At 35.0% G+C, this 25,044-nt stretch carries 22 protein-coding genes; 7 read left to right on the forward strand and 15 right to left on the reverse strand.

Annotated elements, in window-relative coordinates; translation table 11 throughout:
- Positions 1 to 38: 38 nt before the first annotated feature.
- A complete protein-coding gene (locus EKM01_RS02815; RefSeq protein ID WP_126458778.1) occupies positions 39 to 1,031 on the reverse strand; it encodes a glycosyltransferase family protein in 993 nt (330 codons plus the stop codon).
- Between the two features lie 80 nt (positions 1,032 to 1,111).
- Positions 1,112 to 1,927 (reverse strand): UDP-2,3-diacylglucosamine diphosphatase, encoded by an 816-nt coding sequence (locus EKM01_RS02820; protein WP_126766746.1) that lies wholly within the window; start codon positions 1,925 to 1,927, stop codon positions 1,112 to 1,114.
- Positions 1,928 to 2,071: 144 nt separating this feature from the next.
- Between EKM01_RS02820 and EKM01_RS02825 the strand changes: the two genes are divergently transcribed.
- Genes EKM01_RS02825 through EKM01_RS02850 form a run of 6 tightly spaced genes read left to right on the forward strand, consistent with a single transcriptional unit; the run spans position 2,072 to position 6,791 of the window.
- Positions 2,072 to 2,779 carry a lipopolysaccharide assembly protein LapB gene (locus EKM01_RS02825; RefSeq protein ID WP_126766749.1) on the forward strand — a complete coding sequence of 236 codons (708 nt, stop codon included), beginning with the start codon at positions 2,072 to 2,074 and terminating at the stop codon, positions 2,777 to 2,779.
- A gap of 37 nt (positions 2,780 to 2,816) precedes the next feature.
- Entirely contained in the window at positions 2,817 to 4,172 is a 1,356-nt protein-coding gene (gene murC / locus EKM01_RS02830) for a UDP-N-acetylmuramate--L-alanine ligase (protein WP_126766751.1), read from the forward strand.
- 8 nt (positions 4,173 to 4,180) lie between these two features.
- Complete coding sequence (locus EKM01_RS02835; protein WP_126458793.1) at positions 4,181 to 4,639, forward strand: GNAT family N-acetyltransferase; 459 nt, start codon at positions 4,181 to 4,183, stop codon at positions 4,637 to 4,639.
- A gap of 11 nt (positions 4,640 to 4,650) precedes the next feature.
- On the forward strand, positions 4,651 to 5,346 hold the full coding sequence (radC, locus tag EKM01_RS02840) for a DNA repair protein RadC (RefSeq protein WP_126451795.1): 696 nt from the start codon (positions 4,651 to 4,653) through the stop codon (positions 5,344 to 5,346).
- Between the two features lie 9 nt (positions 5,347 to 5,355).
- The gene (locus EKM01_RS02845) at positions 5,356 to 6,045 is read left to right on the forward strand and encodes a YjjG family noncanonical pyrimidine nucleotidase (protein ID WP_126766753.1); all 690 of its coding nucleotides are present in this window, start codon (positions 5,356 to 5,358) and stop codon (positions 6,043 to 6,045) included.
- Between the two features lie 2 nt (positions 6,046 to 6,047).
- Complete coding sequence (locus tag EKM01_RS02850; RefSeq protein WP_126458800.1) at positions 6,048 to 6,791, forward strand: hypothetical protein; 744 nt, start codon at positions 6,048 to 6,050, stop codon at positions 6,789 to 6,791.
- 62 nt (positions 6,792 to 6,853) lie between these two features.
- On the opposite strand, the gene EKM01_RS02855 is transcribed toward EKM01_RS02850, so the two are convergent.
- The gene (locus tag EKM01_RS02855; RefSeq protein WP_126451798.1) at positions 6,854 to 8,131 is read right to left on the reverse strand and encodes a replication-associated recombination protein A; all 1,278 of its coding nucleotides are present in this window, start codon (positions 8,129 to 8,131) and stop codon (positions 6,854 to 6,856) included.
- 236 nt (positions 8,132 to 8,367) lie between these two features.
- Here EKM01_RS02855 and EKM01_RS02860 point away from each other — a divergent pair, with 236 nt between their 5' ends.
- Entirely contained in the window at positions 8,368 to 9,165 is a 798-nt protein-coding gene (locus tag EKM01_RS02860; protein WP_126766756.1) for a rhomboid family intramembrane serine protease, read from the forward strand.
- Between the two features lie 54 nt (positions 9,166 to 9,219).
- Here the strand turns inward: EKM01_RS02860 and rlmB are convergent, their stop codons facing one another.
- From rlmB to EKM01_RS02920, 12 genes are all read right to left on the reverse strand, one after another.
- Positions 9,220 to 9,954 carry a 23S rRNA (guanosine(2251)-2'-O)-methyltransferase RlmB gene (gene rlmB, locus EKM01_RS02865; protein WP_126458809.1) on the reverse strand — a complete coding sequence of 245 codons (735 nt, stop codon included), beginning with the start codon at positions 9,952 to 9,954 and terminating at the stop codon, positions 9,220 to 9,222.
- A gap of 70 nt (positions 9,955 to 10,024) precedes the next feature.
- Positions 10,025 to 10,891: a hypothetical protein gene (locus tag EKM01_RS02870; protein ID WP_126458813.1), complete on the reverse strand. Its 867-nt coding sequence runs from the start codon at positions 10,889 to 10,891 to the stop codon at positions 10,025 to 10,027.
- A gap of 60 nt (positions 10,892 to 10,951) precedes the next feature.
- A complete protein-coding gene (locus tag EKM01_RS02875) occupies positions 10,952 to 12,604 on the reverse strand; it encodes a SusD/RagB family nutrient-binding outer membrane lipoprotein (RefSeq protein WP_126458816.1) in 1,653 nt (550 codons plus the stop codon).
- Between the two features lie 17 nt (positions 12,605 to 12,621).
- Positions 12,622 to 15,828, reverse strand: coding sequence for a SusC/RagA family TonB-linked outer membrane protein (locus tag EKM01_RS02880; protein ID WP_126766758.1), 3,207 nt, complete (start codon positions 15,826 to 15,828; stop codon positions 12,622 to 12,624).
- A gap of 534 nt (positions 15,829 to 16,362) precedes the next feature.
- On the reverse strand, positions 16,363 to 17,991 hold the full coding sequence (pruA, locus tag EKM01_RS02885; RefSeq protein ID WP_126458822.1) for an L-glutamate gamma-semialdehyde dehydrogenase: 1,629 nt from the start codon (positions 17,989 to 17,991) through the stop codon (positions 16,363 to 16,365).
- Between the two features lie 164 nt (positions 17,992 to 18,155).
- Positions 18,156 to 18,542, reverse strand: a complete 387-nt coding sequence (gene apaG, locus EKM01_RS02890; protein ID WP_126451805.1) for a Co2+/Mg2+ efflux protein ApaG — start codon at positions 18,540 to 18,542, stop codon at positions 18,156 to 18,158.
- Between the two features lie 81 nt (positions 18,543 to 18,623).
- Positions 18,624 to 19,889 carry a DUF5103 domain-containing protein gene (locus EKM01_RS02895; protein ID WP_370274147.1) on the reverse strand — a complete coding sequence of 422 codons (1,266 nt, stop codon included), beginning with the start codon at positions 19,887 to 19,889 and terminating at the stop codon, positions 18,624 to 18,626.
- A gap of 252 nt (positions 19,890 to 20,141) precedes the next feature.
- Entirely contained in the window at positions 20,142 to 20,906 is a 765-nt protein-coding gene (locus tag EKM01_RS02900; RefSeq protein WP_126562913.1) for a class I SAM-dependent methyltransferase, read from the reverse strand.
- A gap of 52 nt (positions 20,907 to 20,958) precedes the next feature.
- On the reverse strand, positions 20,959 to 21,375 hold the full coding sequence (locus tag EKM01_RS02905) for a GxxExxY protein (protein ID WP_126554561.1): 417 nt from the start codon (positions 21,373 to 21,375) through the stop codon (positions 20,959 to 20,961).
- A 69-nt stretch (positions 21,376 to 21,444) separates the two neighbouring features.
- Positions 21,445 to 22,263: a type I methionyl aminopeptidase gene (gene map, locus EKM01_RS02910; RefSeq protein WP_126561614.1), complete on the reverse strand. Its 819-nt coding sequence runs from the start codon at positions 22,261 to 22,263 to the stop codon at positions 21,445 to 21,447.
- Positions 22,264 to 22,306: 43 nt separating this feature from the next.
- Positions 22,307 to 23,695: a TolC family protein gene (locus EKM01_RS02915; protein WP_126739849.1), complete on the reverse strand. Its 1,389-nt coding sequence runs from the start codon at positions 23,693 to 23,695 to the stop codon at positions 22,307 to 22,309.
- Positions 23,695 to 25,041, reverse strand: a complete 1,347-nt coding sequence (locus tag EKM01_RS02920) for an HlyD family secretion protein (RefSeq protein WP_126458830.1) — start codon at positions 25,039 to 25,041, stop codon at positions 23,695 to 23,697. The genes EKM01_RS02915 and EKM01_RS02920 overlap by 1 nt, the downstream gene beginning before the upstream one ends.
- Positions 25,042 to 25,044 lie beyond the last annotated feature (3 nt).

Raw genomic sequence — 25,044 nt, forward strand, 5'->3', positions numbered from 1 at the left:
TCTAAAAGAACACCTTTTTTGTTGCCATAATTTAAGAATTAGTTACTGTTGTAGGTGTCAAATAAGAACTGTAATGTGTCAGGGACTGTATTAGCTAGTATATTAGGTGTAGGAGTATCCTTATTAAGCCAGTTTTCTATGATTAAATCAAAATTATCACCTACTTCATAAACTACTGGAACCCCCATTTTTTTTAGTGCTGCAGCATTACACTCCTGCTCATAATGATTTCGTATAGGAATGCTGAGTATTTTTTTTCTAAGATACAATGCTTCTGCGGGTGTTTCAAATCCACCACCGGTTATGACACCATGACAGTTGATTAAGCTTTGATTGAACTGTTTTTGATTTACAGGATAATACGTGATGTTGCCAATGGTATGTTTTAGTTTTACATCATTCAAAAACCAGTGAAAATTAATTTCGGAGCGTTTATTAAACGCTTTTTCTAAACAATCTTTTTGGAAAGACGGTAAATAAACCGTTATGTGTTTTAAGTCTTTTGGTTCGGCTTGTATGATTTCATCTTTAATAATTGGAGGGAGAATGAAAGAATCGTATTTCTCAAAATGCAGTCCAATATACTGTGGAGAAGGAGCATAATGTTTTAGAATTATTTCTCCCATAAGGCTTTTTTTTTCTGGTCTTGGTGTCAATTTTGACGCAAAACTAGCTTGATGTCCAAATTGTACCGAATGTACTTTCTGTAATTTACAAGCAAGAGAAGTAATTGAATCAAAATCATTTATTACAACATCATAATTTTTTAAAGGTAGAGAGCTTGCATCTTTGAACATCTGTATTGGCCTAATGTTTTTTGCAATATTCCAGTAGTTCAAGCCACCACATTTACTGTAGTGCAAGCTGCAACCGTCGCTTTTGTATTTTACTGGTAAATCAATTTTTAGGCTAGCATTATTTCCACTCATGAAGAAGTCTACAGTGCCAAATTTTTGTAAATAAGGATAAAGTTGCATGGCTCTACTGATATGACCGTTGCCAGTGGCTTGAATAGCATAAAATATTTTCATGTTTGTTATTTAGATTGGATTATAACTGATTTCTTTTAAATATGGATTTATTAGGATAAGATGATTTTTCCTCAGGGTTATTAAGATAAAATTTTGGTTACAATGTCATTTATAATTGCATCTTCTTTGTTCTCATGGTCTATATAGTCCGTTTTTTTATACTGGTAAATACTCCATTTTTCTTTTTTGTATTCCAATGCGGTAAGGTTTTCGACCCAATCACCGCTGTTTAAATATATAACCTTTCCATGTTCATTTTGTACTTCCCTCATTTGGGGTTTGTGAATGTGTCCGCAAACTACATAACTGTATTTTTTTTGAATAGCAATTTCGGCGGCTGTAGTTTCAAAATTTGACACAAAAGAGACGGCTTTTTTTACACTGTCCTTAATCATTTTAGAATAGCTTCTTTTTTCTTTTCCCAAAAGCACTAAAACCCAATTGATAAAACTATTTATCAAAATCAATAAATCATAGCCTTTTCCGCCAAGTTTAGCTAAAATTTTAGCATAGCCTTTCGTAGAAGAATCGAAAACATCCCCGTGAAAAATCCAGGTTTTTTTTCCGTCTAAGTCCAGAATTAATTTATCTGCCAATTCAAAATTCCCTAAAATAAAATCGGAATATTTTCGTAAAGCTTCATCATGATTACCAGTAATATAAATAACTCGAGTTCCCTGATTCGACATTTTTATGATTTGTCGCAATACATTCATGTGTGAGGCAGGAAAATATCTTTTGCTAAAACTCCACATATCAATGATGTCTCCATTTAAAACCAGCATTTTTGGCTGAATCGATTTCAAGTATTGTAGTAATTCGGTGGCCTGACAACCATAAGTTCCTAAGTGTACATCGCTTAATACCACTAAAGGAATTTTTCTCTTTCTTTTCATAATTTGTTTTGACGAAATTAATTACTCTGTGTTATGGTAATGTTTCGTATGTATTATTATTACACGCTACACATATTGATTTGTTAACTTTTTTTAAGATTAAAAAAGCTCTTTATTACTTTAAATTTTCCTTATTTTTGAAGAATGAAACATTTTATATTAGTTTTTTTATTATTTCCTATTATGATTTGGTCACAATCCAATTTTGAAAAAGCGCAAAAACTCTTCAAAGAGGAAAAGTATGAGCAGGCACAAACAATATTTGAATCAATACTAAAAACGAATCCTTCAGATTTGAAGACGATAGAGTATTTAGGCGATATTGCCGGTTATTATAATTCATGGGAAAAAGCAATTACCTATTATAAAAAGCTAAAAACAGTAAAACCATCAGAAGCCAATTATTATTATAAATATGGTGGTGCGATGGGAATGAGAGCTAAAGAGAGCAGTAAATTTAAGGCGCTTGGGATGATTGCGGAAGTTAAAGCCTCCTTTGAAAAAGCCATCAATCTGAATCCAAAACATATAGAGGCGCGTTGGGCTTTGATTGAAATATACATTCAGTTACCGGGAATTGTTGGCGGGAGTGAAACTAAGGCTATGAAATATTCCGATGAATTATTGCGGTTGTCGCCTGTTGATGGTTATTTGTCCAGAGGACATATTGAGGAATATTTCGAACGATATAAAGGTGCGGAACAGCAGTATAAAAAAGCAATTCTGGCTGGTGGTTCAAAAATAAGTTACCAAAAGCTGGTTAGCTTATATAATGATAAAATGAATGAAACTGAAAAGGCAAAATCTCTTTTAGAATCCTATAATAACAAAAAGGTTCAAAGTAGTTTTTAATTCACTTGAACTGTAAAACTCTAAATTAAAACAATTAATGCGTACACATTTTATAGCTGTCGGAGGTAGTGCCATGCACAATCTTGCTCTGGCATTACACAATAAAGGATATCAAGTTACAGGAAGTGACGATGCTATTTTTGAACCGTCAAAATCTAGATTAGACAAAAAAGGCATTTTACCGCCAGCATTAGGCTGGTTTCCTGAAAAAATAACATCAGCTATTGAAGCTGTAATTCTTGGCATGCATGCCAAAGCAGATAATCCTGAATTATTGAAAGCCCAGGAATTAGGACTCAAAATATATTCGTATCCGGAGTTTTTATACGAACAATCTAAAAATAAAACACGTGTGGTTATTGGTGGTTCTCATGGAAAAACAACTATAACTTCGATGATTTTGCATGTAATGCACTACCATGACATTGCTGTAGATTACATGGTTGGCGCTCAACTGGAAGGATTTGATACAATGGTGCATCTTACGGAAGAGAATGACTTTATCGTTTTAGAAGGAGATGAATATTTGTCCTCGCCGATAGACAGAAGACCAAAGTTCCATTTATACCAACCTAATATTGCATTAATTTCGGGCATTGCTTGGGATCATATTAATGTTTTTCCAACTTACGAAAATTACGTGGAGCAGTTCGAAATTTTTATTGGCAAAATTACCAATGGCGGGATTCTCGTGTATAATGAAGATGATACTGAAGTAAAACGTGTTGCAGAAGCGGCTACAAATCCAATCCGAAAATTAGCCTATCATACCCCAAAATATACTGTTAATGAGGGTGTGACACTGCTGGAAACTCCGGAAGGCGACATGCCAATTGAAGTTTTTGGAGCACATAATCTTAATAATTTGGCTGGTGCCAAATGGATTTGCCAGAATATGGGTGTTGATGAAGCTGATTTTTATGAAGCCATTGCCAGTTTCAAAGGTGCATCAAAACGATTAGAAAAAATTGCGGAGAGTAAAACAAAAGTGGCCTATAAAGATTTTGCACATTCCCCAAGTAAAGTGGCGGCAACGACTAGGGCGGTAAAAGAACAATATCCAAATCGTACTTTAGTGGCCTGTTTAGAACTTCACACTTATAGTAGCTTGAATGCGGAATTCTTAAAAGAATACGAAGGCGCACTTGAATATGCTGATACAGCAGTAGTTTTCTATTCGCCCGATGCCGTAAAAATCAAACAATTGGAGGAAGTAACACACGAGCAAATTGCTACTGCTTTTAACAAAAAAGATTTAATTATTTATACCAATCCAAAAGATTTTGCGGATTATTTGTTTAATTTAAACCTTGAAAATTCGGCTTTGTTGTTGATGAGTTCCGGTAATTACGGCGGATTGAATTTTGATGAAGTAAAGGAATTGGTAAAGTAAATAATGCTATGAAAGATTCTATAAGAATTGCTAAGACTACAAGCGAAAATCCTGATTTTATGGCTCTTATTAGCGCTTTAGATAAAAGTTTATGGGAGCGTTATCCCGAATTAAAAACCGACTATTGGGGTAATAATATTTTGGAATTAAACCCAAATGTTATTGTTGTATATCTAAAAAACGAAGCTGTTGCTTGCGGTTGTTTTAAAAAATATGATAAAAATACAATTGAAATAAAACGTATGTTTGTTTCTCCTGAGGTGCGAGGAATGGGATTGGCTCAAACTATTTTACGAGAATTGGAACTTTGGGCGCAGGATTCTGGATCATCATTTTCTGTTTTGGAAACATTATACAAGCAAAAGGAAGCCATTGCTTTGTATCAAAAAGCGGGATATGTTATTGTTGATAATTATGAGCCTTATGTGGGTTTAGAAAATAGTATTTGCATGCGCAAACAAATTTAAACAACAAGCGAATGGCTGAAAATTCCTTTTTTCCTATTACCAATTGGTCCGAAGACGATAAACCACGTGAAAAACTAATGCTGAAAGGTAAAAGTGTTTTGAGTGATGCGGAACTGATAGCTATTTTGATAGGTTCCGGCAGCAGGAATGAGTCAGCGGTGGATTTGAGTAAACGGATTTTGGCAAGCGTAGATACTAATTTGAATGCCTTAGGAAAATTATCACTGTCTCAGCTCATGCAATTTAAAGGAATAGGAGAGGCAAAGGCCATTTCTATTATTGCTGCTTTAGAATTAGGAAGACGCAGAAGAGGCGAAGAGGTTGTGGAATTGACGAAAATTACTTCCAGCAAAATCATTTTCGAAATCATGCAGCCTATTATTGGGGAATTACCACACGAAGAATTTTGGATTATTTATATGAATAACTCCAATAAGGTACTGTCGAAATCCCAATTGAGTAAAGGCGGAATCACCGGAACATTGGTCGATGTGCGAATCGTTTTCAAAACGGCGCTCGAAATAGGAGCTACAGCATTGATCTTGTGTCACAATCATCCTTCCGGAACCTTGATTCCTAGTGATGCTGACAAACAAATTACAAGAAAATTGAAATTGGCAGGTGATAGTTTAGAAATAAAAGTATTAGATCATCTTATTATAACTGAAACCAGTTATTTCAGCTTTGCAGATGAAGGGATATTTTAAAATTACAAAATGAAACAAACACATATAAAGAACGTTTTTTTTGATTTAGATCATACCCTTTGGGATTTTGATAAAAATTCAGAGCTCACTTTTGAGACTATTTTTAACAGAAATCATCCAACGATAGCAACCAAGGAATTTATTGAAAAATATGTTCCAATTAACCAAGCGTGTTGGGCACTTTATCAATACGATAAGATTACCCATCAGGAGTTGCGGTACAATCGATTGAAACACTCGTTTGATGCGTTGAGTTATACTATTTCAGATGAAGAAATAGAGACTATTGCGGATGATTATATTCGGTTTTTGCCGGACAACAATCATCTTTTTGATGGGACAGTGGAACTTTTGGAGTATTTAAAACCTAAATACAATTTGCATATTATAACCAATGGTTTTGCGGAAGTGCAATTTAAAAAATTGAACAATTCAAAAATTGGAAGCTATTTTCAGACCATAACTAATTCAGAAATGGCTGGGGTAAAAAAACCAAATCCTATTATCTTTGATTACGCTTTAGATTTGGCCAAAGCCAAAAAAGAAAAAAGTATCATGATTGGTGATAGTTTAGAAGCGGATGTTCAAGGAGCACTGGATGCGGGACTGCAAGCTATTTTTTTTAATGAAAGTAAAGTTCAGGTAGAACAGCACATCATACAAATTAACCATTTATTAGAACTTAAAAAATATTTATAAAGATGAAAAAATCATTAGTATTCCTGCTGATATTAGTTGTTAGTTATTCCTATTCTCAATCGGTAAACGATTATAAAGCTGTGATTATTCCCGTTAAGTACGATTTCCTCAAAACAGAGAATCAGTATCGACTGACAACAATGTCTAAATTCAATCTAAACAAAGCCGGTTTTGAAGCTTTTTACAGCAAAGAAGCCATTCCAAGTGACTACAGTGACCGTTGCAGTTTGTTGTATATGGATGTTGTTAAAGAAAATGCTTTTTTGATGACTAAGTTATTTGTGACACTTAAGGATTGTTACGGGAAAATAATTTTCCAATCTGCAGTGGGGAAAAGCAAGGAGAAACAATATGAAACTGCGTATGGCGAAGCGCTTAACAAAGCTTTTGAATCCGTTAATGAGTTGCAATATAAATATAACGGTACTATAAATACAACTATGGAGCCAGAAGTCACCAAGCCCTTGGCCGCTCCGGTGGTGTTGGCTCAAAAAGTAGTCAGCGACTCAGTATCTGATGAAAAAGAAATGGATTTGCTTTATGCTCAGCCTACGGCAACCGGTTTCCAGTTGATTGATAGTTCTCCAAAAGTTGTTATGAAAGTTTTTAAAACCTCTAGTGCCGAATCTTTTATCGCTTTCAAAGGAGATATTAAAGGTGTTTTAATTGCTAAGAACAACCAATGGTTTTTTGAGTATTATGAAAACGACAAATTATATTCTGAAAAAATAGCGGTAAAGTTTTAGTGCAATTATAAATTAATTATTTTTCTAAAAGGGATGTACTGCGGTGTATCCCTTTTTGTGTTTTAATAGCCATATTTATTTTTCCAGCGGTTTTTTAAGAATTCTCTTGTGATGTTTTCTCGGGAGTTATTTCCGGGAATATAAATGGGATTGTTGGACAGTTCATTAGGAAGGAATTCTTGTTCTGCAAAATTATTTGTGTAATCGTGTGCATATTTATATTCTTCGCCATACCCTAATTCTTTCATTAATTTAGTGGGCGCGTTGCGCAAGTGAATTGGTACCGGTAAATCGCCAGTTTGTTTTACAAGTTGTTGCGCAGTTCCAATGGCCAGATACGAAGCGTTACTTTTAGGGGAAGTGGCTAAATAAACGGCACATTGGCTTAATATAATCCTGCTTTCCGGATATCCAATTGTGGCAACCGCCTGAAAGGTATTATTGGCCATAATAAAAGCAGTTGGATTGGCATTTCCTATATCTTCACTACTCAGGATAAGCATTCGACGAGCGATAAATTTAACATCTTCACCGCCTTCAATCATGCGGGCAAGCCAATACACAGCACCATTTGGATCACTTCCCCGAATGGATTTTATAAAAGCTGAAACAATGTCATAATGTTGTTCGCCAGTTTTGTCATACAAAACGGTATTTTGTTGTACTAAAGCAAAAACACGTTCGTTAGTGATTATAACATCGTCTTCTTCGGATGCATGTACAACAAGTTCAAAAATATTCAACAGCTTACGTCCATCGCCACCGGAAAGGCGCAATAAGGCTTCTGTTTCTCTTAGTTTAATGTTTTTGGTCTGCAAATAAGCGTCTGTTTTTATGGCGCGTTCCAGAAGTGTTTCTAAGTCTTTTTTGCTAAAAGCGTTCAAAACATACACCTGACATCGGGACAGTAGTGCTGGAATAACTTCAAAACTAGGGTTTTCTGTTGTGGCACCAATTAGGGTGATCCACCCTTTTTCTACCGCAGCCAATAACGAATCTTGTTGGGATTTGCTAAAACGATGAATCTCATCAATGAATAATATAGGGTTTTTAGCCGTAAACAAACCCCCACTTTGCTTTGCTTTTTCAATCACCTCGCGAATGTCTTTCACACCGGAATTGATGGCACTCAAAATATAAAAGGGTCGTTTTGATTCCTGTGCAATAATTTGTGCTAAAGTAGTTTTACCAGTGCCCGGTGGCCCCCAAAAAATTAAGGAAGGGATAATTCCTTTTGTAATTTGTTGTGTCAAGGAACCATTTGGCCCAACCAAATGGGATTGACTAATATACTCTTCTAATTTTTGTGGTCGTATGCGCTCTGCAAGTGGTGCTTCCATTGTGCAAAATTAATATTTTTTTTAATCTAAGCCCATTTATGATTGTCAAATTTATTTTTTGGAGCTATTTCCAGCTGTACACTATATCCACGCGAAAAAGCGTGGGATGCCGTTTCCATCTGGGCTAGGAATTCTTGTGTTTAATTTTACTATTAGGTTACACTATGACAAAATTGCATTAAATTGCTTTTGGAGAAGTTTTTGAACTAAGAAGATCGTATAAACAAGTAGGATTCATGGACAAACATTTTAAATTCACGAATTTAGTTATTGGACTGCCTCTTTTTTTTGTAGTATTCCTGTGGTTTATTTTTTGGCTCGAAATCCGATTTGATTTTGACTTTGTCCAAAACGGTATTTACCCTCGAACATTTTCAGGTCTGCAAGGAATCTTGTTCAGTCCTTTTATTCATAGTGATGTAGAGCATTTGTACAACAACTCAATACCTGTATTGGTATTATTGGTCGCTTTACAATTTTTCTATGCGAAACAATCGTTGGCGGTTGTTGGGTATGGAATTCTATTGTCTGGATTTATTACGTGGATTATTGGTCGGGAGAATTACCATATTGGAGCCAGCAGTTTAATTTATGTGTTGTTTAGTTTTATTTTTTTTAAGGGAATTCAAACAAAGTACAATCGATTAATAGCCTTGTCTCTTGCCGTGATTGTTGTTTATGGGGGGTTAGTTTGGTATGTTTTTCCAAGTCCTGAGATTTCAGGTAATAAGTCTATTTCTTGGGAAGGTCACCTGGCAGGGTTGCTCTCCGGATTCCTTCTTACGTTAGTATATAAAACTCCAGAATATAAAAAAGTCCATAAGTATGATTGGGAACATCCGGATTATGATCCCGTGGCAGATAAATTCATGCAGCGATTTGATGCCAACGGTAATTTTGTAAATCTTCCAAAAAATGAAGAAAATGAGGAAAATGAAGTACAACAGCAATTATCAACGTATTATACTCTCAATTTCCATGTAGGGTATCACATTGTTACAGACAAAAAAAATGAATCAAAACGGGAGTCTTGATTCATTTTTAGTGTATTTGTTTTGGTTCCCTATTCTTTGGGAAGGGTTTGGAAATTAACTTCTCTGTCTTACCGCTTCGTATAAAAAAGCTCCACAAGCTACGGATACATTCAACGAACCAATAGTTCCAAACATGGGAAGTTTAGCTTTTTCGTCAACAATCTTCAATACAGATGGGTTTACACCACGATCCTCAGATCCCATAATTATGGCAACAGGCTCGTTCAAAGAGATATCATAGATGTTTTGATCTGTTTTTTCAGTTGCAGCAACTGTTTTGATACCGCTTGCTTGCAATAAGAAAATAGCATCTTTGATGTGTTCTACTTTGCAAATTGGAATATTGAATACAGCTCCTGCAGAGGTTTTTACCGTATCACCATTCACAGGAGCTGAGCCTGCTTTTTGGACAATAATGCCGTTTACACCGGTGCATTCAGCAGTTCTGATGATAGCGCCAAAATTACGCGCATCAGAGATTTGATCTAATATTAAGAACAATGGTTTTTTCCCGTTTTCAATTACAGATTCAATCAATGTTTCTAAATCAAAAAAGGAGATAGGGGATATGGTTGCCACTGCACCTTGATGGTTATTGGGCGTTAGTCTATTTAGTTTTTCAACCGGAACATAAGAAAAGTTAATATTACCGCGCTTCATCACTTTCATTAAGTCTTTCATCAGTTCGCTGCTCGCTTCCTTCTGAATGTAGACTTTGTCTACTGTTGCGCCTGCTTGTATGGCTTCGATTATAGCTCTAATCCCAAATATTTGATGTTCTTTTTCCATGGTGCAAATATATAAAAAAAAACCACCATCGTAATGATGGTGGTTTTAGATATATGGAAATTTATTTAATCTAAATTTTAACTAAGGTAAAAGTTTGATTTTGTGACGATCCACTGAAGTTTAATCTTAAGTTAATGTCCCCAGTACAAGAACCTACAGATCCTGATCCAGTCACTGTTACCTTCATCCAGCCTGTGTAGTCGAACTGCTCATTAGCAGTAACAGTTGCCACTGCATTTGAAGGGTTGATTGTTACTATCATATAGGATGTCGAAGGATTGTTTAAGTATGGATTGTTTGTATTTCTAATTCTAAATGTATACAATCCATCAGTGGATACGTATTGAACAGGCACTATATCTCCAACTGCGTAGTCAGCCCAAGCATCAGCGGTTACTTTGTAGTTACCATTGAAAGCAGCTGCACTAGCTAATGGACAAAAGAATTGAACTGAATATACAAATCCTGATGAGAAGTAAACTCCACCTACAACTGTACTAGAAGAGTTAGTATTAGTAAATGTTCTACCATCCGTTAACACTAATTCTAATCTCATTGTAAATTTATCGGATGTAGTGTAACCTCCGGTTGTAAGCCCTAATTTAGCCAGAGTCTCAGCAAGTGTAGCACTTACTTCACCTGTAGGTAAATTATTAGATCCTTTTGGAAAGGCTGTTGCGGAATATGATTTCACTAATTTTTCGGCACTTGTTACTCCATTTTTAGTGTGTTTTACATACAATCTAACTTCTGATAGAAGATCTCCATTTTTACTATCTTGTTCTTCAATATTTACTGACCATTTAGAAGTTGTATCAAAGAAATTAAAAGTAGATTGGTTTACTTTTAAAGTTCTTAAAATTGCGCCTCTTGTAGTGTTGGCAAGTACATTGTCTGCAGTACTTTCATCACTACTACAAGATTGTAATAGTACCATGCCCATTGCAAGTAAGCAATACGTTAAGTTTTTTATATATTTTTTCATGTTTAATATTTATTAGTTACCAATTGGAAATCCAGTTGTAGCATTGTTATCCCAGAATACTCTTGCTGAAACGCTAGTTTTTTGCTTCATATTTGAATTAGAAGAAGATTCATTTGCTGGATATAAAAATGATCTTATAAATTGCCCAGGATTTGGTTCTAGATTTGGTTGAATTCTTTGAGGGAATCCAGTTCTTCTATAAAAGTTGTATGCATCTGTTCCGTTTCCGAAAACCGAGATGAACAATTCTTTCGCAAGAATTTCTCTTTGACCTGTTAAAGTAGCAGCATCAAATTTATTTCCAACTTCGTTCATATAAGTTACATCTCTTGTTGTAGCAGGTACAGTTGATACTATAGCACCAGCATCTCTAGATATAAAAGCTCTCACTTTAGTGAATGATTTTTGAACTCCAGATAAAATAAATGCTTTTGCACTTCCTATACCTCCGTATAACGCAGCTTCAGCTCTGTAGAAATCCATAGTAGAACTTAGTAATATTGGTGTAATTCCATCTCCTTTAGCTCCACTTAAGTTATTTACAGTTTTAAATGTGTTATCATCAAAACGACCTCCTGCAGGATAAACTCCATAAGCAGTTTTCTTGTCAGCATCTGGTGGAATACCAAAATTGTCTCCATGATCTCTGCCCCAGTATCCATTAGCTACAGTACAGTAAGTATAACCTCCGGCTACGTAGTGAGCTGGAGCTGGTTCAATAGAACATTTTAATGTAGTAGGGTCAATTGGTGATTGTCCGTTTAACTGTCTGTAGAAGTAGAATTTCATTCTAGGGTCAGCTATAGACTTGTCACTTAGCATTAAATCCATAAACCAGTTTGATTGGTATTCAGAAGTACCTGTAGTTAAATAGTTGTCTCTGTATAAAGGACTTCTTCCATCAGGGTTGTTAACATTTGAATTCCAGTCAAATTGGAAATCATCTGAAGCAGTTTGCATAAAGTTTCCTGTTGCTACAATAGTATTAAAACTAGCGATAGCTGAAGGGTCAACTAATCTTCTTTGAATGTAGATTTTCATCTTAATAGAATTAGCTAACTTAATCCACTTAGTCCAATCTTTATTGTAATAAAAATCATTGAAAGTTGTTGTTGTTGGACTAGTTTCTGAAAAATTTACAATTGCTTTATCTAGTAAAACTAAAGCAGCATTGTAAATTGATGCTCCAGTATCTGCCTTTGCATTTAGATTAGTAGCTCCTAATAAAGCTTCAGTATAGGGGACATCACCAAAAAAGTCAACTAAGTTAACAATAGTGTATGCTTCTAATACCTGTCCCATACCAATATGGCGTTTCAATCCTTTTTCTGCAGCTTTAACATTCATTAATTGGATGTTCTTTAAAACTGTTTGATAAGAAACTGCCCATTTTGAGTCTAATGTAGCAGGGCTATAAGCATTTTCATAACTTCTACCAAACATATTAGTCATCCTTGTTACTTCCATACTTGTTCTACCATAAGCTTGCATGTTAAGTGCAAAAGAACGTTGAACACCATTTAAATAGAAATCCACATCTGCCTTGTCAACAGATAATGCATTTGGATCCTCTTTCATATCCATGTCTATTGTCTCGCAAGAAGAGTATAATAATGCCCCTAAGAACAAAATTATTACACTTGCTATTTTTTTCGTATTGTTCATAATTGTTATTTTTAAATTTAGAAACTTGCTTTAATACTAAAACCATATCTTTTAGCCGTTGGGCCATTCAAGTGGTCAAATCCTTTACCATTACCTACTCCAAGACCAGCTACGTTAGGGTCGAAATTGATTCCTTTAGGAGTATTTATAGCATTGTAATACAAGTTGTTACCTGATACAGATATAGATAGAGCTCCAAATGGAGTTTTATCTAATAATTTACGTGGTATGTTATATCCAAAAGATATTTCAGAAAGTCTAATTACAGTTGCGTCATAAATTTTCATTTCGTCAGCACCAGCTATAATATTACTGAAATAATTATCTGAATTGTTGATTTGAATATCATTTACAGATCCATCAGCTTTTACACCAGGAAGAATATATGTATTTAATCTATCTACTGTATCAGTTGTAAGACCTCTACCTAACAAAGTTGCGATTGTTTGTGAAAACATATCTCCACCTGCTGTATAATTAATTAAAAATCCAAAATTAAAATTTTTGTATGAAAAACTATTAGAAACGTTTAATATATAATCAGGGTTTGGATTACCAATGTTAAAGATACCTTGTTCGATTTTATACAAACCAGTACTTTCTACAACTTTATTTCCATTAGCATCTCTTTGAATTCTACTACCTACAATTATACCAAATTGTTGTCCAGGAATTGCAGCATTACCTAAGTTAGAATATCCATCGTAAACAATTTGTTCTGTGTCAGGACCTAAAGAAGTAACGATAGATTTTGATTTAGTTACGTTAGCACTAACATCCCAGTTAAATCCATCGTTTGCGTGATTTATAACGTTTATACCTAAATCAACCTCAAAACCTTCTCCGTCAATTTGACCGATATTTGTTTTTGTTGATCCAAATCCAGAACTTGGAGGTAATGGTCTGTCGGTAATTAAATCTTTTGTTTTTCTTTTGAAATAAGAAAAATCTAAACTTACTCTATTACTCAGAAATTTGGAATCAAAACCAAGTTCAATTTCAGTCAATAGTTCGGGTCTCAAATTAGGATTTCCTAAGTTATTTGAAGCTGATACAATAGGAAATGTAGTTCCTGCATCGTTTATGTTTCCTCTTGGAGCTAATGTTACGTTGTTTGAAACTGGATATCCTGTTGCAAATCCAGCAGAGGTACCATAACCCATTCTTAATTTCAAATAATTCAAACCCTTATCTGATGCTATTTCAGAGAATATTTTTGTTGGAATAAGCGCTAAACTCGCACTTGGGTAATCCAAAGTATTAATATTTGTATTAGATACCCAGTCCTTTCTTTCAGAAAGTGTCAAATAAGCCCATTTATTATAATCAAGTTCAACTTGACCATAGATACCTGCAATATTTCGGCTTTCTGAGTACTGAATTGGCGTTTGTGTTTTGAAGTTGAAGTGTCTAAATACTCCAAATCCTAATTGCTCTACACTATTAACTCCCTGACGGTCATATTTAGTAGATCTGGAAGTTGCCCCTACACTGAAATTCAGTCCTAAATTATCAGTAAGCGAGTACTGCCCGGTTACTAATATGTTATGATCCCATATTGTATTAAGGTTATCAAATGTTCTGTAGTCTCCTAAAACTGGTCCAGAGGTAGATGCTCCTCCAGAACCTTTATTAGTTCCTGAAACGTTTCTTTCAGTATAATTATCAATACCTACTCTATAAGTTATGTTCAAATTGTCGTTAATGTCGTATTTCAAAGCTGAATTACCAAAAACTCTATTTGTTAATTGTGATGTGAAAGCATTGTTTACTGTCCAATTTGGATTTACAATTCCACCATCATTTCTGTAATAAACACTTCCTCCTGTAATAGGATCTTGGAAAGGTAATCCCATCAGGTCTACGTTACGAGGTGTGTAAAACACATCTGAAAACACAGACAAACCTGTTCCTGAAGCTCCTGAGCCTGTACTTAAAGCAACTGGTGGGCTTTTAAAATTAGTATTTGAATAGTTTAAAGTTCCGCTAATTGTAAATTTATTACTTAAAGCAGACTTACCACCAATAGAGATTGAATTTCTACCTAATTTGTTACCAGGTGTAAATCCTTCATCTTCTAAATGACCAAAGTTAAAGTTGAAACTAGTTTTTCCGTCAGCTGAAGCTCCAGCAATATTAACAGAAGTACTAGCAACTATACCTGTTCTAAAAAAATCTTTAACGTTGTTTGGTTTTGCAGAATAAGGTACTCTTTTACCAATATATTCTGGAAAAGCAGAATTTAAGTTTGCTCTGTCGTATGGGTGTTTGATTGTGCCATCAGCAGCAATTCCAGAATTTGGATTTGTGTAACCACCAATACCATTTGGATAAAATCCAGGACCCCAGTTACTGTAGAAGTTACCAAAAGCTTGGTCAAATCCGTTACCAAATTTATTTTGGTAATCTGGTAAAGATGCTATTTCGTTAGCAAAAAGGGATTGACTTACAGAAATCTCTGTTTTTTTAGGTCCTTTTTTTAAACTTCCACTTTTTGTAGTAATTAAAATTACACCATTTCTACCTTCAGTTCCGTAAAGTGTTGCAGCTGCAAATCCTTTTAGGATACTTACGTTTTCAATGTTGTTCGGATCTAAATCCAAGAATCTACTTGAACCAGAGTTACCATTAATGAATGAACCATTAGCATTCGTGTCTGAGCTAAAAGGAACTCCATCAACGATGAATAATGGTTGAGATGATCCACTAACAGAGTAGTTGCCTCTAATGTTGATGTTTGTTGCGGAACCAGAAATACCACTACCATTAATGATTTGCACTCCTGAAGCCTTTCCGCTTAAAACCCTAGCTATATCACCTTCTGACCTTTGTTCTAGATCTTTTGCTTTAACTTGGCTAACTGCGTAACCAATTGCTTGTTTCTCTCTTTTTATACCTTGAGATGTAATTACGACTTCTTCTAGAGCTTGTGAGTCTTCCATAAGTTTAACCTTCAAGTTCTCGAAATTTGCTACTCTTTCCTGAGTTTTCATTCCAATATAGCTAAAAATCAAGATTTGGCTTGATGTAGCTTTGATTGAAAATTTTCCGTCAAAATCAGTTTGTGTCCCTGATTTAGTCCCTTTTACTAATACACTGACTCCCGTGATAGGCATTCCTGCATTATCAGAAACGATCCCTGAAACAGATCGTTCTTGTGCAAAGGTCAATTGCGTCACAAGTACTAGTAGTAGTACTAAGAATCCATTAAACTTTAGTTTCATAGTTATGATTTTTGGTTATATTCTTCAAAAATCTAAATTTTAAGTTAAAAATCCTAATCTTATCTTAATTTTTTATTTTATATAATAGTAATTAACCTTAAAAAATGTTTTTTGTTTCTTTTTAAAGCCAAAAAATTGAACTAATTATAATTTTAGTATTGTTTTTTATTTTATTGGGCTAATTAATTCTTTCCAAAGACGAATCAATTAATTGAAATTATTTTCGATAAAGGCCAGTCTGTTTTCTTGAAAAGATAGAATTCGATTTGTCTGAAAAATAAAAGGGAAGTCAAAAATCGCTAAAGTTTCATTGCGCTTTTTTAATAAAGTAACAAAAACAATCCAAAGGATGTAATTGGGGTGGTTTATAAATAGTTTTCAAAGGGGCAATCAGTTTGGAAAAGTATTTATTGGATAACAGCGTTTTTTTGGTGTTAACGTCTAGTCCTAAAAAAAATCCCAAGATTCAATTGTTTTGAATCTTGGGATTTTTTATGAAATACATTGTTTGGTGAGGTGAATTCCTCATTATAGCTATTCTCCTAAGAAAGGGTATCTGTAATCTACCGGAGTAACGAAAGTTTCTTTGATTGTTCTTGGAGAAGCCCAGCGCAATAAGTTCAATGGAGAACCTGCTTTGTCATTGGTTCCTGAAGCTCTTGCTCCGCCAAAAGGTTGCTGCCCTACAACGGCACCCGTTGGTTTGTCATTAATATAGAAGTTACCGGCAGCATTTTGTAATTTTACTGTCGCCACTTCAATGGCGTAACGGTCCTGACTGAAAACGGCTCCTGTTAATGCGTATTCAGACGTTGTATCTACCAATTCTAGTGTTTCTTCCCATTTTGCATCTTCATACACAAAAATAGTCATAACTGGTCCAAATAATTCAGTTGCCATGGTGGTATAATGAGGATTAGTCGTTACAATTACCGTTGGCTCAATAAAGTATCCAACTGATTTGTCATAGTTCCCACCAACGATAATCTCCGCATCAGTATCTTTTTTGGCTTGGTCTATAAAACTGACCAATTTATCAAAGGAGCCTTCATGAATAACGGCAGTAATAAAATTACTAAAATCTTCTGGAGATCCCATTTTCATTGATTTTACATCAGCAATAATTTGCTCTTTTACAGCGGGCCATAAGCTTTGTGGGACATAAGATCTAGAGGCTGCAGAGCATTTTTGCCCTTGGAATTCAAATGCGCCTCGAACAATTCCCGTAGAAACTTGTTTAGGGTTTGCGCTTGAATGCGCTATGATGAAATCTTTTCCGCCTGTTTCCCCCACGATTCTTGGGTACGTTTTGTAATGATGAATGTTTGTTCCAATTTTTGCCCAGATATCTTTAAATACGTGAGTGGAACCTGTAAAGTGAATTCCAGCAAAATCCCGACTTGCCAGAATGGTATCGGTAATCATTAAAGGGTCTCCAAAAACTACATTGATAACTCCATCAGGAACACCAGCTTCTTTGAACACTTCGATTATAATTTGCGCAGAAAAAACTTGACTATCACTTGGTTTCCAGATTACAACGTTCCCCATCATTGCGGCGCTTGCTGGAAGATTTGCGGCAATTGCAGTAAAGTTAAAAGGCGTGATCGCATATACAAATCCTTCAAGAGGTCTGTACTCTAGACGGTTCCACATATCTGAGGTGGATGCCGGCTGGTCTCCATATATTTGAGTCATGAATTCTACGTTGAAACGTAAAAAGTCAATTAGCTCACATGACGCATCAATTTCGGCCTGATGAACATTTTTAGACTGAGCAATCATGGTTGCGGCATTAATTCTGGCTCTGTAAGGGCCAGCAATTAATTCAGCGGCTTTAAGGAAAATGGCTGCGCGCTGTTCCCAAGCCATGTTAGCCCAAGCTGTTCTTGACTCTAATGCATTTGCAATAGCTTTCTCGATATGTGATTTTTCGGCAAGATGATACGTTCCTACACTATGTTTGTGGTCATGAGGCGCTGACATTGTTTTGGTATTCCCTGTTCTAATTTCTTCGCTTCCTATATATAATGGTACGTCAATTTTAGAATTCCACATTTTAGTATAAGCGGCTTGTACGGCGGCTTTTTCAGGTGAATTTGGCGCATACCCTTTTACTGGTTCGTTTACTGCTTTTGGCGCATGAAAAAATCCTTTTAGCATGATATTGTAATTTGATAATCTGTTTGAAGAGATTAAGATTAGAAAATTAAAAAATAAATTACTCGATATTTTATCAAAAAATTACTGTACTGCAAAAGTACAAAGGATAATTTTAAAATTGATAAAATAGGAATAAGAAAAAGGAATATTTTAAGCGAAAAAAATTAATTTAAAGCAAAGGGAGCACACAATCGGAAGGTAGGTACAATGACTTTGAAGTTTTTTGTTGAGGTAAAATTAATCATGTTAAAATACCCTTTCATCGCACCATAAGGGGATGATAATAGACAACCGGAACTATAGGTGTGAAATTCGCCAGGTTTTAAAACAGGCTTTTTCCCAATTACCCCTTCGCCATCAACAATTTCGATATCATTTAAGGAATCATAAATTTCCCAATGACGCGAGATTAATTGAACGGAATCTTTACTGTGGTTTTCAATAGTAATTTCATAACTAAATGCAAAATGAAGCTTGTAGTTCTTAACGTACGTACCTTCAAAACTAGTCAATACTGAAATTTTTATACCTCTTGTTATTTGAGAAACCATATTAAATGGGTGTGTAGGAGTTTAGTACTAACAAATTTACAAAAAAAGGGTATCGTTTTGTTGAATTTTATGAAAGTTTTTTTAATTGATGGTGTTTATTGAATTTGCCATTCCTTTGCCCACAGCCCTGTCATAACGACCTATGTTTTCTCTGTAATAGACTACTATTGTATATTCATTTTCTGTTTGATAAAAATTGCCATCTATCGCATTTTCCGGATCAAGAACTCCTTTGTCATCCGCAACAAGGTATTGAAAGTTTGTGAACCCTTGTTTTATTAAAATAGCCTTTTCATAAAGCCCTTTTTTAGGATTATAGTCCATCTTATATTCAGGGATTAATGCGTAGTTATTGAACATACCGGCAACATAAATATTTTTATTCATTCTGAAAGTGGGGGCCGAAAGACTGAAATAGACCCAGGCATAATCCGCTTCGAATTCGCTGTCAGCAGCGCTTATATTCTTGACTACAAAAGCCCCATTAACATCTTGGGTAAAAGAATACGGAAAATTGGCTCTAGCAGCATTAGTGTATAAAAAAGAACCATAAATAGGGGTGTCAAAGTCTACCCGACCAATGTTGTTGTTTGCGGCTCTGATGTCTTTATTTTCGAAAAACAAAAACTCATTTCCCGCCCAAAACTGCGTTTCAGTATCGTATTTGTAGATCAAATCATTTCCTATCGTATACTGCGGAATTATATTTTTTATACCGCTATTTAGTTGTCCGTTTTGAAGTAATAACAGTTTGACATTCCGCAACGGAGTTTGGAAAACAATGGAATTGGATTTAATCGCAAAATCTAAATTGTGTTTCAATTCGATAGTGCTGATTGTTCGTGCTCGTTTGACTTGAATGGGAACCGTGACCAGATCTTCGTATAAAATAAATTTTCTCGAAAACAGGATGTCTTTATTTTCATCTAAAACCTTTATCATGTAATTTCCGCTGATTTTTAATTGGAGCGTAAATTGATTTGGAATGGCTAATTTGTAATGCGAATAGATTTGTAAAGTATTAAAAGAGTTGGTGTACTCCTGAATTCTTTGGTTGTCAAAACCCTCTAAATATTCGTTTTTAGGTATTGCCGTTGGATTCCAGCTGTAATCGCAATGAATTATTTCGTAATAATAATTGGCTTCATTGCCAAAAAGATCATCAAATTGCAATTGAAATCCTTCGCCTAGTTTTAAAATTGGAATTATAGTTTGGTCATTTTGAACAAATGAAATGGTTTTAATGTGGTATGGCGGAGCAACTTCTTTTTCTATTTGTGCCAAAGAAACGCAGGAATAAAATGCAGTAAGCATAAAAGCGGCTATTTTGAGCAAAGGGTTTTCCATTTTATAAAACGTAAGATTGTGTAAATATAGCAATTACCTTTTGTCTTTGCTTCATCTAGTTTTTACATTAATTATTTCGAAAGTAATAGCTGTCAAAATCGTTTTAATTCGTTCCGGTCTTAAAGACTAACTGATTATTTTTATTACAAATAAACGGCTTATGAAAAAAATAAACTGACGCACTAATAAACTAAAAACCTGCTAAAAAGTAACTTTAGCAGGTTTTTTTATGGTGTAAATTTATACTTTGAATTATTTGAAACAAACCGGGATAATTTCCCCTTTGGCCAAACAATATTTTTCTACTAATTCAGGTGCAATTTTATTAGTATACTCTTCTTCGATTACTTTGAAGCCGATACTTCGTAATTTATCAAAATAATCACGGCCATAAATACGGACATGATCGTATTGACCAAATATTTTAGCACGTTCTTTTTGATCCGTAATAGAATCATCTGCAAAAGTGGTGGCTCTGGATAAATCCTGTGGAATTTGTAAAATTGCCATTCCGCCCGGTTTCAAAACCCGATACAGTTCCTGCATTGCTTTGGTATCATCCGGAATGTGTTCTAAAACATGATTGCACAGAATAACATCGTATTGATTGTCCTCAAAAGGTAAATTACAAATGTCTGCTTTCACATCTGCTAACGGTGAAAACAAATCGGTTGTCGTGTAATCTAGATTTTTCTGGTTTCGAAACAGTTTATAAAAAGCTTGTTCCGGTGCAAAATGTAAAACTTTTTTTGGAGACGTAAAAAAATCAGTTTTTTCATTTAAGTACAACCATAATAAACGGTGTCTCTCTAATGAAAGGGTACTTGGTGAAAGCACATTGTTTCTTTGTGTTCCGTAACCGTAAGGTAAAAAAGTTTTAAAGCTTCTTCCGTCAATAGGATCAGTGAATGTAGTTCCTTTTAACGCAAGTGCAAGAACTGGGCGTGCCACATAACTTAAACGAATAAGTATGGGCCGCGGAATGGTATTGAGTATAAGTTTAAAGAGTTTTTTCATTGTTGTTTCACAAAGATTCGCAAAGTAAACTCAAAGATTCACTAAGTTTTTTTTAAGAATCTGAAGTTGTATTTATAAATCGTTTTATATTGTTTTTTAAAATTTTACTATTGTAATTTATTAGTAATCCCAACGGATAATTTCCAAGCTTTAAATAGGTAAGTATTTGTGCAAAATGTACGGAAGTATAATTTTCAACTGTTTTCAATTCAATAACTAACTTGTTCTCTACTAGTAGGTCAATTCTATATCCTTGATTAAGTTTTATTTCCTTGTATATTATAGGAAGCGTTATCTCCTTTTCTACCTGCAAACCTGCTTTTTTGATTTCATAAAAAAGACATTCTTGATAGGTTGATTCCAAAAGTCCCGGACCAAGCTGACGATGAACTTCAATAGCTAGACCAATTACTTTATAAGAAATTGCTTGTAAATCTTCAGAGATCTCTATAAATTCTTCGTTTGTCATTTATAAATAATTTAGGACTTAAATTTTTGTGAATCTTTGAGTTTACTTTGTGAATCTTTGTGAAATGCTTTACAATACTAAAGGCTCTCGTCTAAACTCATCTTCTTCTGTACTTACAATTCCTAACGCTTTATAAACATAAGCAAAAGTGGATAAAATTTCTGGTTTTCCATCGATAATGGCTACGTCGTGTTCAAAATGGGCACTTGGTTTTCCGTCAGCTGTCGTGATTGTCCAGCCGTCTTTGTGTTGCTTGATGTTTCTAGTACCCATGTTAATCATCGGCTCAATGGCAACAACCATCCCTTCTACAAAAAGTTTGCCTCTTCCTTTTTTGCCATAATTAGGCATCTCAGGATCTTCATGCATTTTTTGTCCTACGCCATGACCCACTAATTCCCGTACGACACCGTATCCATATGATTCGGTATATTTTTGAATGGCATTGCCCACATCTTCCACGCGGTTTCCTATTTTAAATTCTCGGATTCCTACATATAAAGATTCTTTGGTTATCTGTAATAGTTTTTTAGTTTCCGGAGCCACTTCGCCAATTTCAAAAGAGTACGCATGATCGCCATGGTATCCATTTTTGTAAGCTCCACAATCTACCGAGATTACATCCCCGCTTTCTAATGGTTTGTTATTTGGAATTCCATGGACTACTTGTGCGTTTGGACTCATGCAAAGGGAGTTTGGAAAACCATATAAGCCAAGAAAACTTGGTTCAGCTCCATGGTCGCGAATGAAGGTTTCGGCTAATTTATCCAGGTATAATGTGGTCACTCCTTCTTTGATTTCAGAAGCAATCATTCCTAATGTTTTTGATACGATCAGCGCACTTTCGCGCATTAATTCTATTTCTTCACGGGATTTTATAATAATCATAATTTCATTTTTTCAAGTTGCAAAAATACAATTTTATAAGTATTTAATCCGGATTGGCCATGATTTTAAAAAGGTCCGAATTAGAGATGTAAAAACGGTTTTCTAATGCTATTTTCGAAAGTTGTGCCGTAACTAAATTATTTTCCCGGATATTGATTAAAAACAACGAGCTTTCACCAAAAGAGAACAAACGTTCCTCTGAATTTAGCATGATGAGATTGTCTTGCACTAAATCTTTGATTAACTCCTGTTGTTTTAAGAGTGATTTGATTTCTAGTTTTTGGGCATTGATTTTATTAGTCAACTGCACTTTTTCCAAATCCAATACAAATTCAGATTCCTGTACTTTGTATTTTGCCAGTTTCAAACTACCGCGTTCTTTTCTAAGAAATAAAGGAAAATAGAAATCCAATCCAATTTTATAATCCTCAAATTGATAGTTGTCAATATAACTGGGTTCTGAAATATAAGAGTACCCCACATCAATTTTAGGCAAAAGCATGTTGGCTTTTAGTTTTCGTTCCACATTCAGCATATCAATTTTGCTTTGCAATGCATTTATTTTGGGGTGATTGGTGATGGAGAAATCTGAATTCAATAAGTCATTGGTTTTTAAACTTTCCTGAATGGTAAATTCTAATTGTATTTCAGGAATTAAGGCATCGGATAATTCCAGCGGAATGTTGTTTTCTAGCCAAAGAAAAGTTGCTAGTTCTAATTTGGCTTTAGCCAATTTTAGGTTCGAATCCTCCAGGCTCAGCTTTCTGTTTTTCACAATAATTCCTGCTTCAACACTATCAATGGCGGGTTTGTCCCCTTGAATGATTAACGATTGAATTCCTTTGAAACGAATTTGTGCATTCTGGTTGTATTCCTGGTACAAGGCAACTTCGTTGAAGTTTTTTTTCCAATTGAAATACGCCAGTGAAGCATCATATAAAACCACAATGGCCTGCAGTTTTCGTTCTGCCAGACTCAGTTGCATTTGCATTTTGGCTTTTCGAACATCAGCCATCCTTTGATTTATAAACAAACCTTGCCCAAGCGGAATGGTCACTCCTAGCGAAGTTAATCCTTGATTGGGAAGCGTGTTTTGGGGATTCAAGTACACACCTTCACTATTATCGAAGCCCGCTTTAATCTCGATGCCATACCATGTGGGTATTTTGAAACTGCTGTTTAAAATGGAATAATATTCGCTGCCTTTGAATTGTTTTTCACTGAAATCAACTTCAATTTTTGGGTCAAAACCACCACGGGCCATCATCAAATTAGCTTGGGATTTACTGATTTCTAAATTGGCATTTTTCACTAAGGGATGGTACTTTTTTACATACCCCAGAAATTCAGTAAAGGTCAGTTCGTTGGATATTTTTTCTTGAGCACCCGCAGAAAGCCCGAAGAATAAAAATGCTAAAAATATCTGTTTCATTATTTTTTTTCTGTTGTTATTGTAGGCGAAGGTTTGTAATAATTAGGCGGAAATCCGTTTAAGGTTCTCCACAGCTCGAACCATACAGGAACATTGTCCAATAAAGCGATTGTTTGCGCACCAGCACCAATACTTAATTGAACAGGCCATTTATCTTCGTTTTTATCTGGAGCAATCAAAACTCGGTATTTTCCATTGACGCTAATGAAATTTTCAATAGCTACAATTTCACCTCCAAAAGTTCCGTAAGACATATTAGGCCATCCTGAAAAAACAATAGTAGGCCATCCATCAAACCAAACGCGTACTTTTTCACCTTTCGCTAATAATGGCAAATCGATTGGATTTACAAATGTTTCCACAGCGATATCATAATCTGAGGGCATGATAGTGGCTATTGGAGTGCCTTCTTTCACTGTTTCCCCAAGGCCGGATTGCAAGGCCCTGTTGATATAGCCGTTTTGGGATGCTTTGATGTAATACATTCCATTACGGATGCTGTAGTTTGCGTATAGATTCTCCAGTTTAGAGACTTGAACATCTGTTTCAAACTGGCTGCTGAGCGCTGTGAATTTTTCACTATTTGCTTTAGAAACTTTCTCCGTATACTCCGCACTTATTCGGTTTATTTCTACTTTTGCATTGATCAACTCGTTTTTACTGATTAAGTACTTGTTTTCTTGAGTGATGATTTTAGCTTCAACTTCCTGCAGTTTTAATCTTTTTTCTTCAATATCAGTTAGCGGTTTCAAGCCTTCTTTGTTCAATTGTACGGATCGATTGTATTGTGTGGTTGCAATTTTTAGTTGGGTTTTTACCGCCACAAGATCCATACTGTCACTTTCTATTTTTAAAACCGATTGTTTGATTTTGTTTTGTGCTTGTTCTAGTTTTAAGACTTTCTCCCTTTCAATGGCTTGAATTTGTTCTAAAAGCGTGCTTACTTTAGACCCATAAGATTGCAAAGATTGTTTTTTGGCATCGATCTGACTTTTGGTATTTTGCACTAAATTTGGATCCATATAATCTTCTTTGATCTCTGAGATAAAGAGTATGGTGTCGCCTTTCTTGACAAAATCGCCTTCCTGAACGTACCATTTTTCAATTCGACCGGAGATTATACTTTGGATAGATTGTGGTCTTTGACTTGGTTTTAAGGTGGTAACAGCTCCAGTACCAGAAATATTTTGAGTCCATGGCAAGAAAAGTGCAATTATACCAATTATGGAAACACCCGCTATAATTTTATTTAAAATTTTATAATGCGGCCTATTTGTTAGATTTTTGACCGCTTCGTATTGGTCTAGCTGTTGCAGTTTTATTTTGTTGTCTGAAATGTTTAGCATGAC

Origin of the sequence: Flavobacterium sp. RSP46, from assembly GCF_003984825.1 — a bacterium.
Classification (GTDB): domain Bacteria; phylum Bacteroidota; class Bacteroidia; order Flavobacteriales; family Flavobacteriaceae; genus Flavobacterium.

Excerpts from the sequence above, each read along its gene's own strand:
- EKM01_RS02875 (WP_126458816.1), bottom strand. The coding sequence starts at position 12,604 with ATGAACAATACGAAAAAAATAGCAAGTGTAATAATTTTGTTCTTAGGG.
- EKM01_RS02845 (WP_126766753.1), top strand. The coding sequence starts at position 5,356 with ATGAAACAAACACATATAAAGAACGTTTTTTTTGATTTAGATCATACC.
- EKM01_RS02835 (WP_126458793.1), top strand. The coding sequence starts at position 4,181 with ATGAAAGATTCTATAAGAATTGCTAAGACTACAAGCGAAAATCCTGAT.
- EKM01_RS02870 (WP_126458813.1), bottom strand. The coding sequence starts at position 10,891 with ATGGTACTATTACAATCTTGTAGTAGTGATGAAAGTACTGCAGACAAT.
- EKM01_RS02915 (WP_126739849.1), bottom strand. The coding sequence starts at position 23,695 with ATGAAACAGATATTTTTAGCATTTTTATTCTTCGGGCTTTCTGCGGGT.
- rlmB (WP_126458809.1), bottom strand. The coding sequence starts at position 9,954 with ATGGAAAAAGAACATCAAATATTTGGGATTAGAGCTATAATCGAAGCC.
- EKM01_RS02895 (WP_370274147.1), bottom strand. The coding sequence starts at position 19,889 with ATGGAAAACCCTTTGCTCAAAATAGCCGCTTTTATGCTTACTGCATTT.
- radC (WP_126451795.1), top strand. The coding sequence starts at position 4,651 with ATGGCTGAAAATTCCTTTTTTCCTATTACCAATTGGTCCGAAGACGAT.
- pruA (WP_126458822.1), bottom strand. The coding sequence starts at position 17,991 with ATGCTAAAAGGATTTTTTCATGCGCCAAAAGCAGTAAACGAACCAGTA.
- EKM01_RS02820 (WP_126766746.1), bottom strand. The coding sequence starts at position 1,927 with ATGAAAAGAAAGAGAAAAATTCCTTTAGTGGTATTAAGCGATGTACAC.
- EKM01_RS02880 (WP_126766758.1), bottom strand. The coding sequence starts at position 15,828 with ATGAAACTAAAGTTTAATGGATTCTTAGTACTACTACTAGTACTTGTG.
- EKM01_RS02850 (WP_126458800.1), top strand. The coding sequence starts at position 6,048 with ATGAAAAAATCATTAGTATTCCTGCTGATATTAGTTGTTAGTTATTCC.
- map (WP_126561614.1), bottom strand. The coding sequence starts at position 22,263 with ATGATTATTATAAAATCCCGTGAAGAAATAGAATTAATGCGCGAAAGT.
- apaG (WP_126451805.1), bottom strand. The coding sequence starts at position 18,542 with ATGGTTTCTCAAATAACAAGAGGTATAAAAATTTCAGTATTGACTAGT.
- EKM01_RS02920 (WP_126458830.1), bottom strand. The coding sequence starts at position 25,041 with ATGCTAAACATTTCAGACAACAAAATAAAACTGCAACAGCTAGACCAA.
- murC (WP_126766751.1), top strand. The coding sequence starts at position 2,817 with ATGCGTACACATTTTATAGCTGTCGGAGGTAGTGCCATGCACAATCTT.
- EKM01_RS02900 (WP_126562913.1), bottom strand. The coding sequence starts at position 20,906 with ATGAAAAAACTCTTTAAACTTATACTCAATACCATTCCGCGGCCCATA.
- EKM01_RS02815 (WP_126458778.1), bottom strand. The coding sequence starts at position 1,031 with ATGAAAATATTTTATGCTATTCAAGCCACTGGCAACGGTCATATCAGT.
- EKM01_RS02855 (WP_126451798.1), bottom strand. The coding sequence starts at position 8,131 with ATGGAAGCACCACTTGCAGAGCGCATACGACCACAAAAATTAGAAGAG.
- EKM01_RS02905 (WP_126554561.1), bottom strand. The coding sequence starts at position 21,375 with ATGACAAACGAAGAATTTATAGAGATCTCTGAAGATTTACAAGCAATT.
- EKM01_RS02860 (WP_126766756.1), top strand. The coding sequence starts at position 8,368 with ATGGACAAACATTTTAAATTCACGAATTTAGTTATTGGACTGCCTCTT.
- EKM01_RS02825 (WP_126766749.1), top strand. The coding sequence starts at position 2,072 with ATGAAACATTTTATATTAGTTTTTTTATTATTTCCTATTATGATTTGG.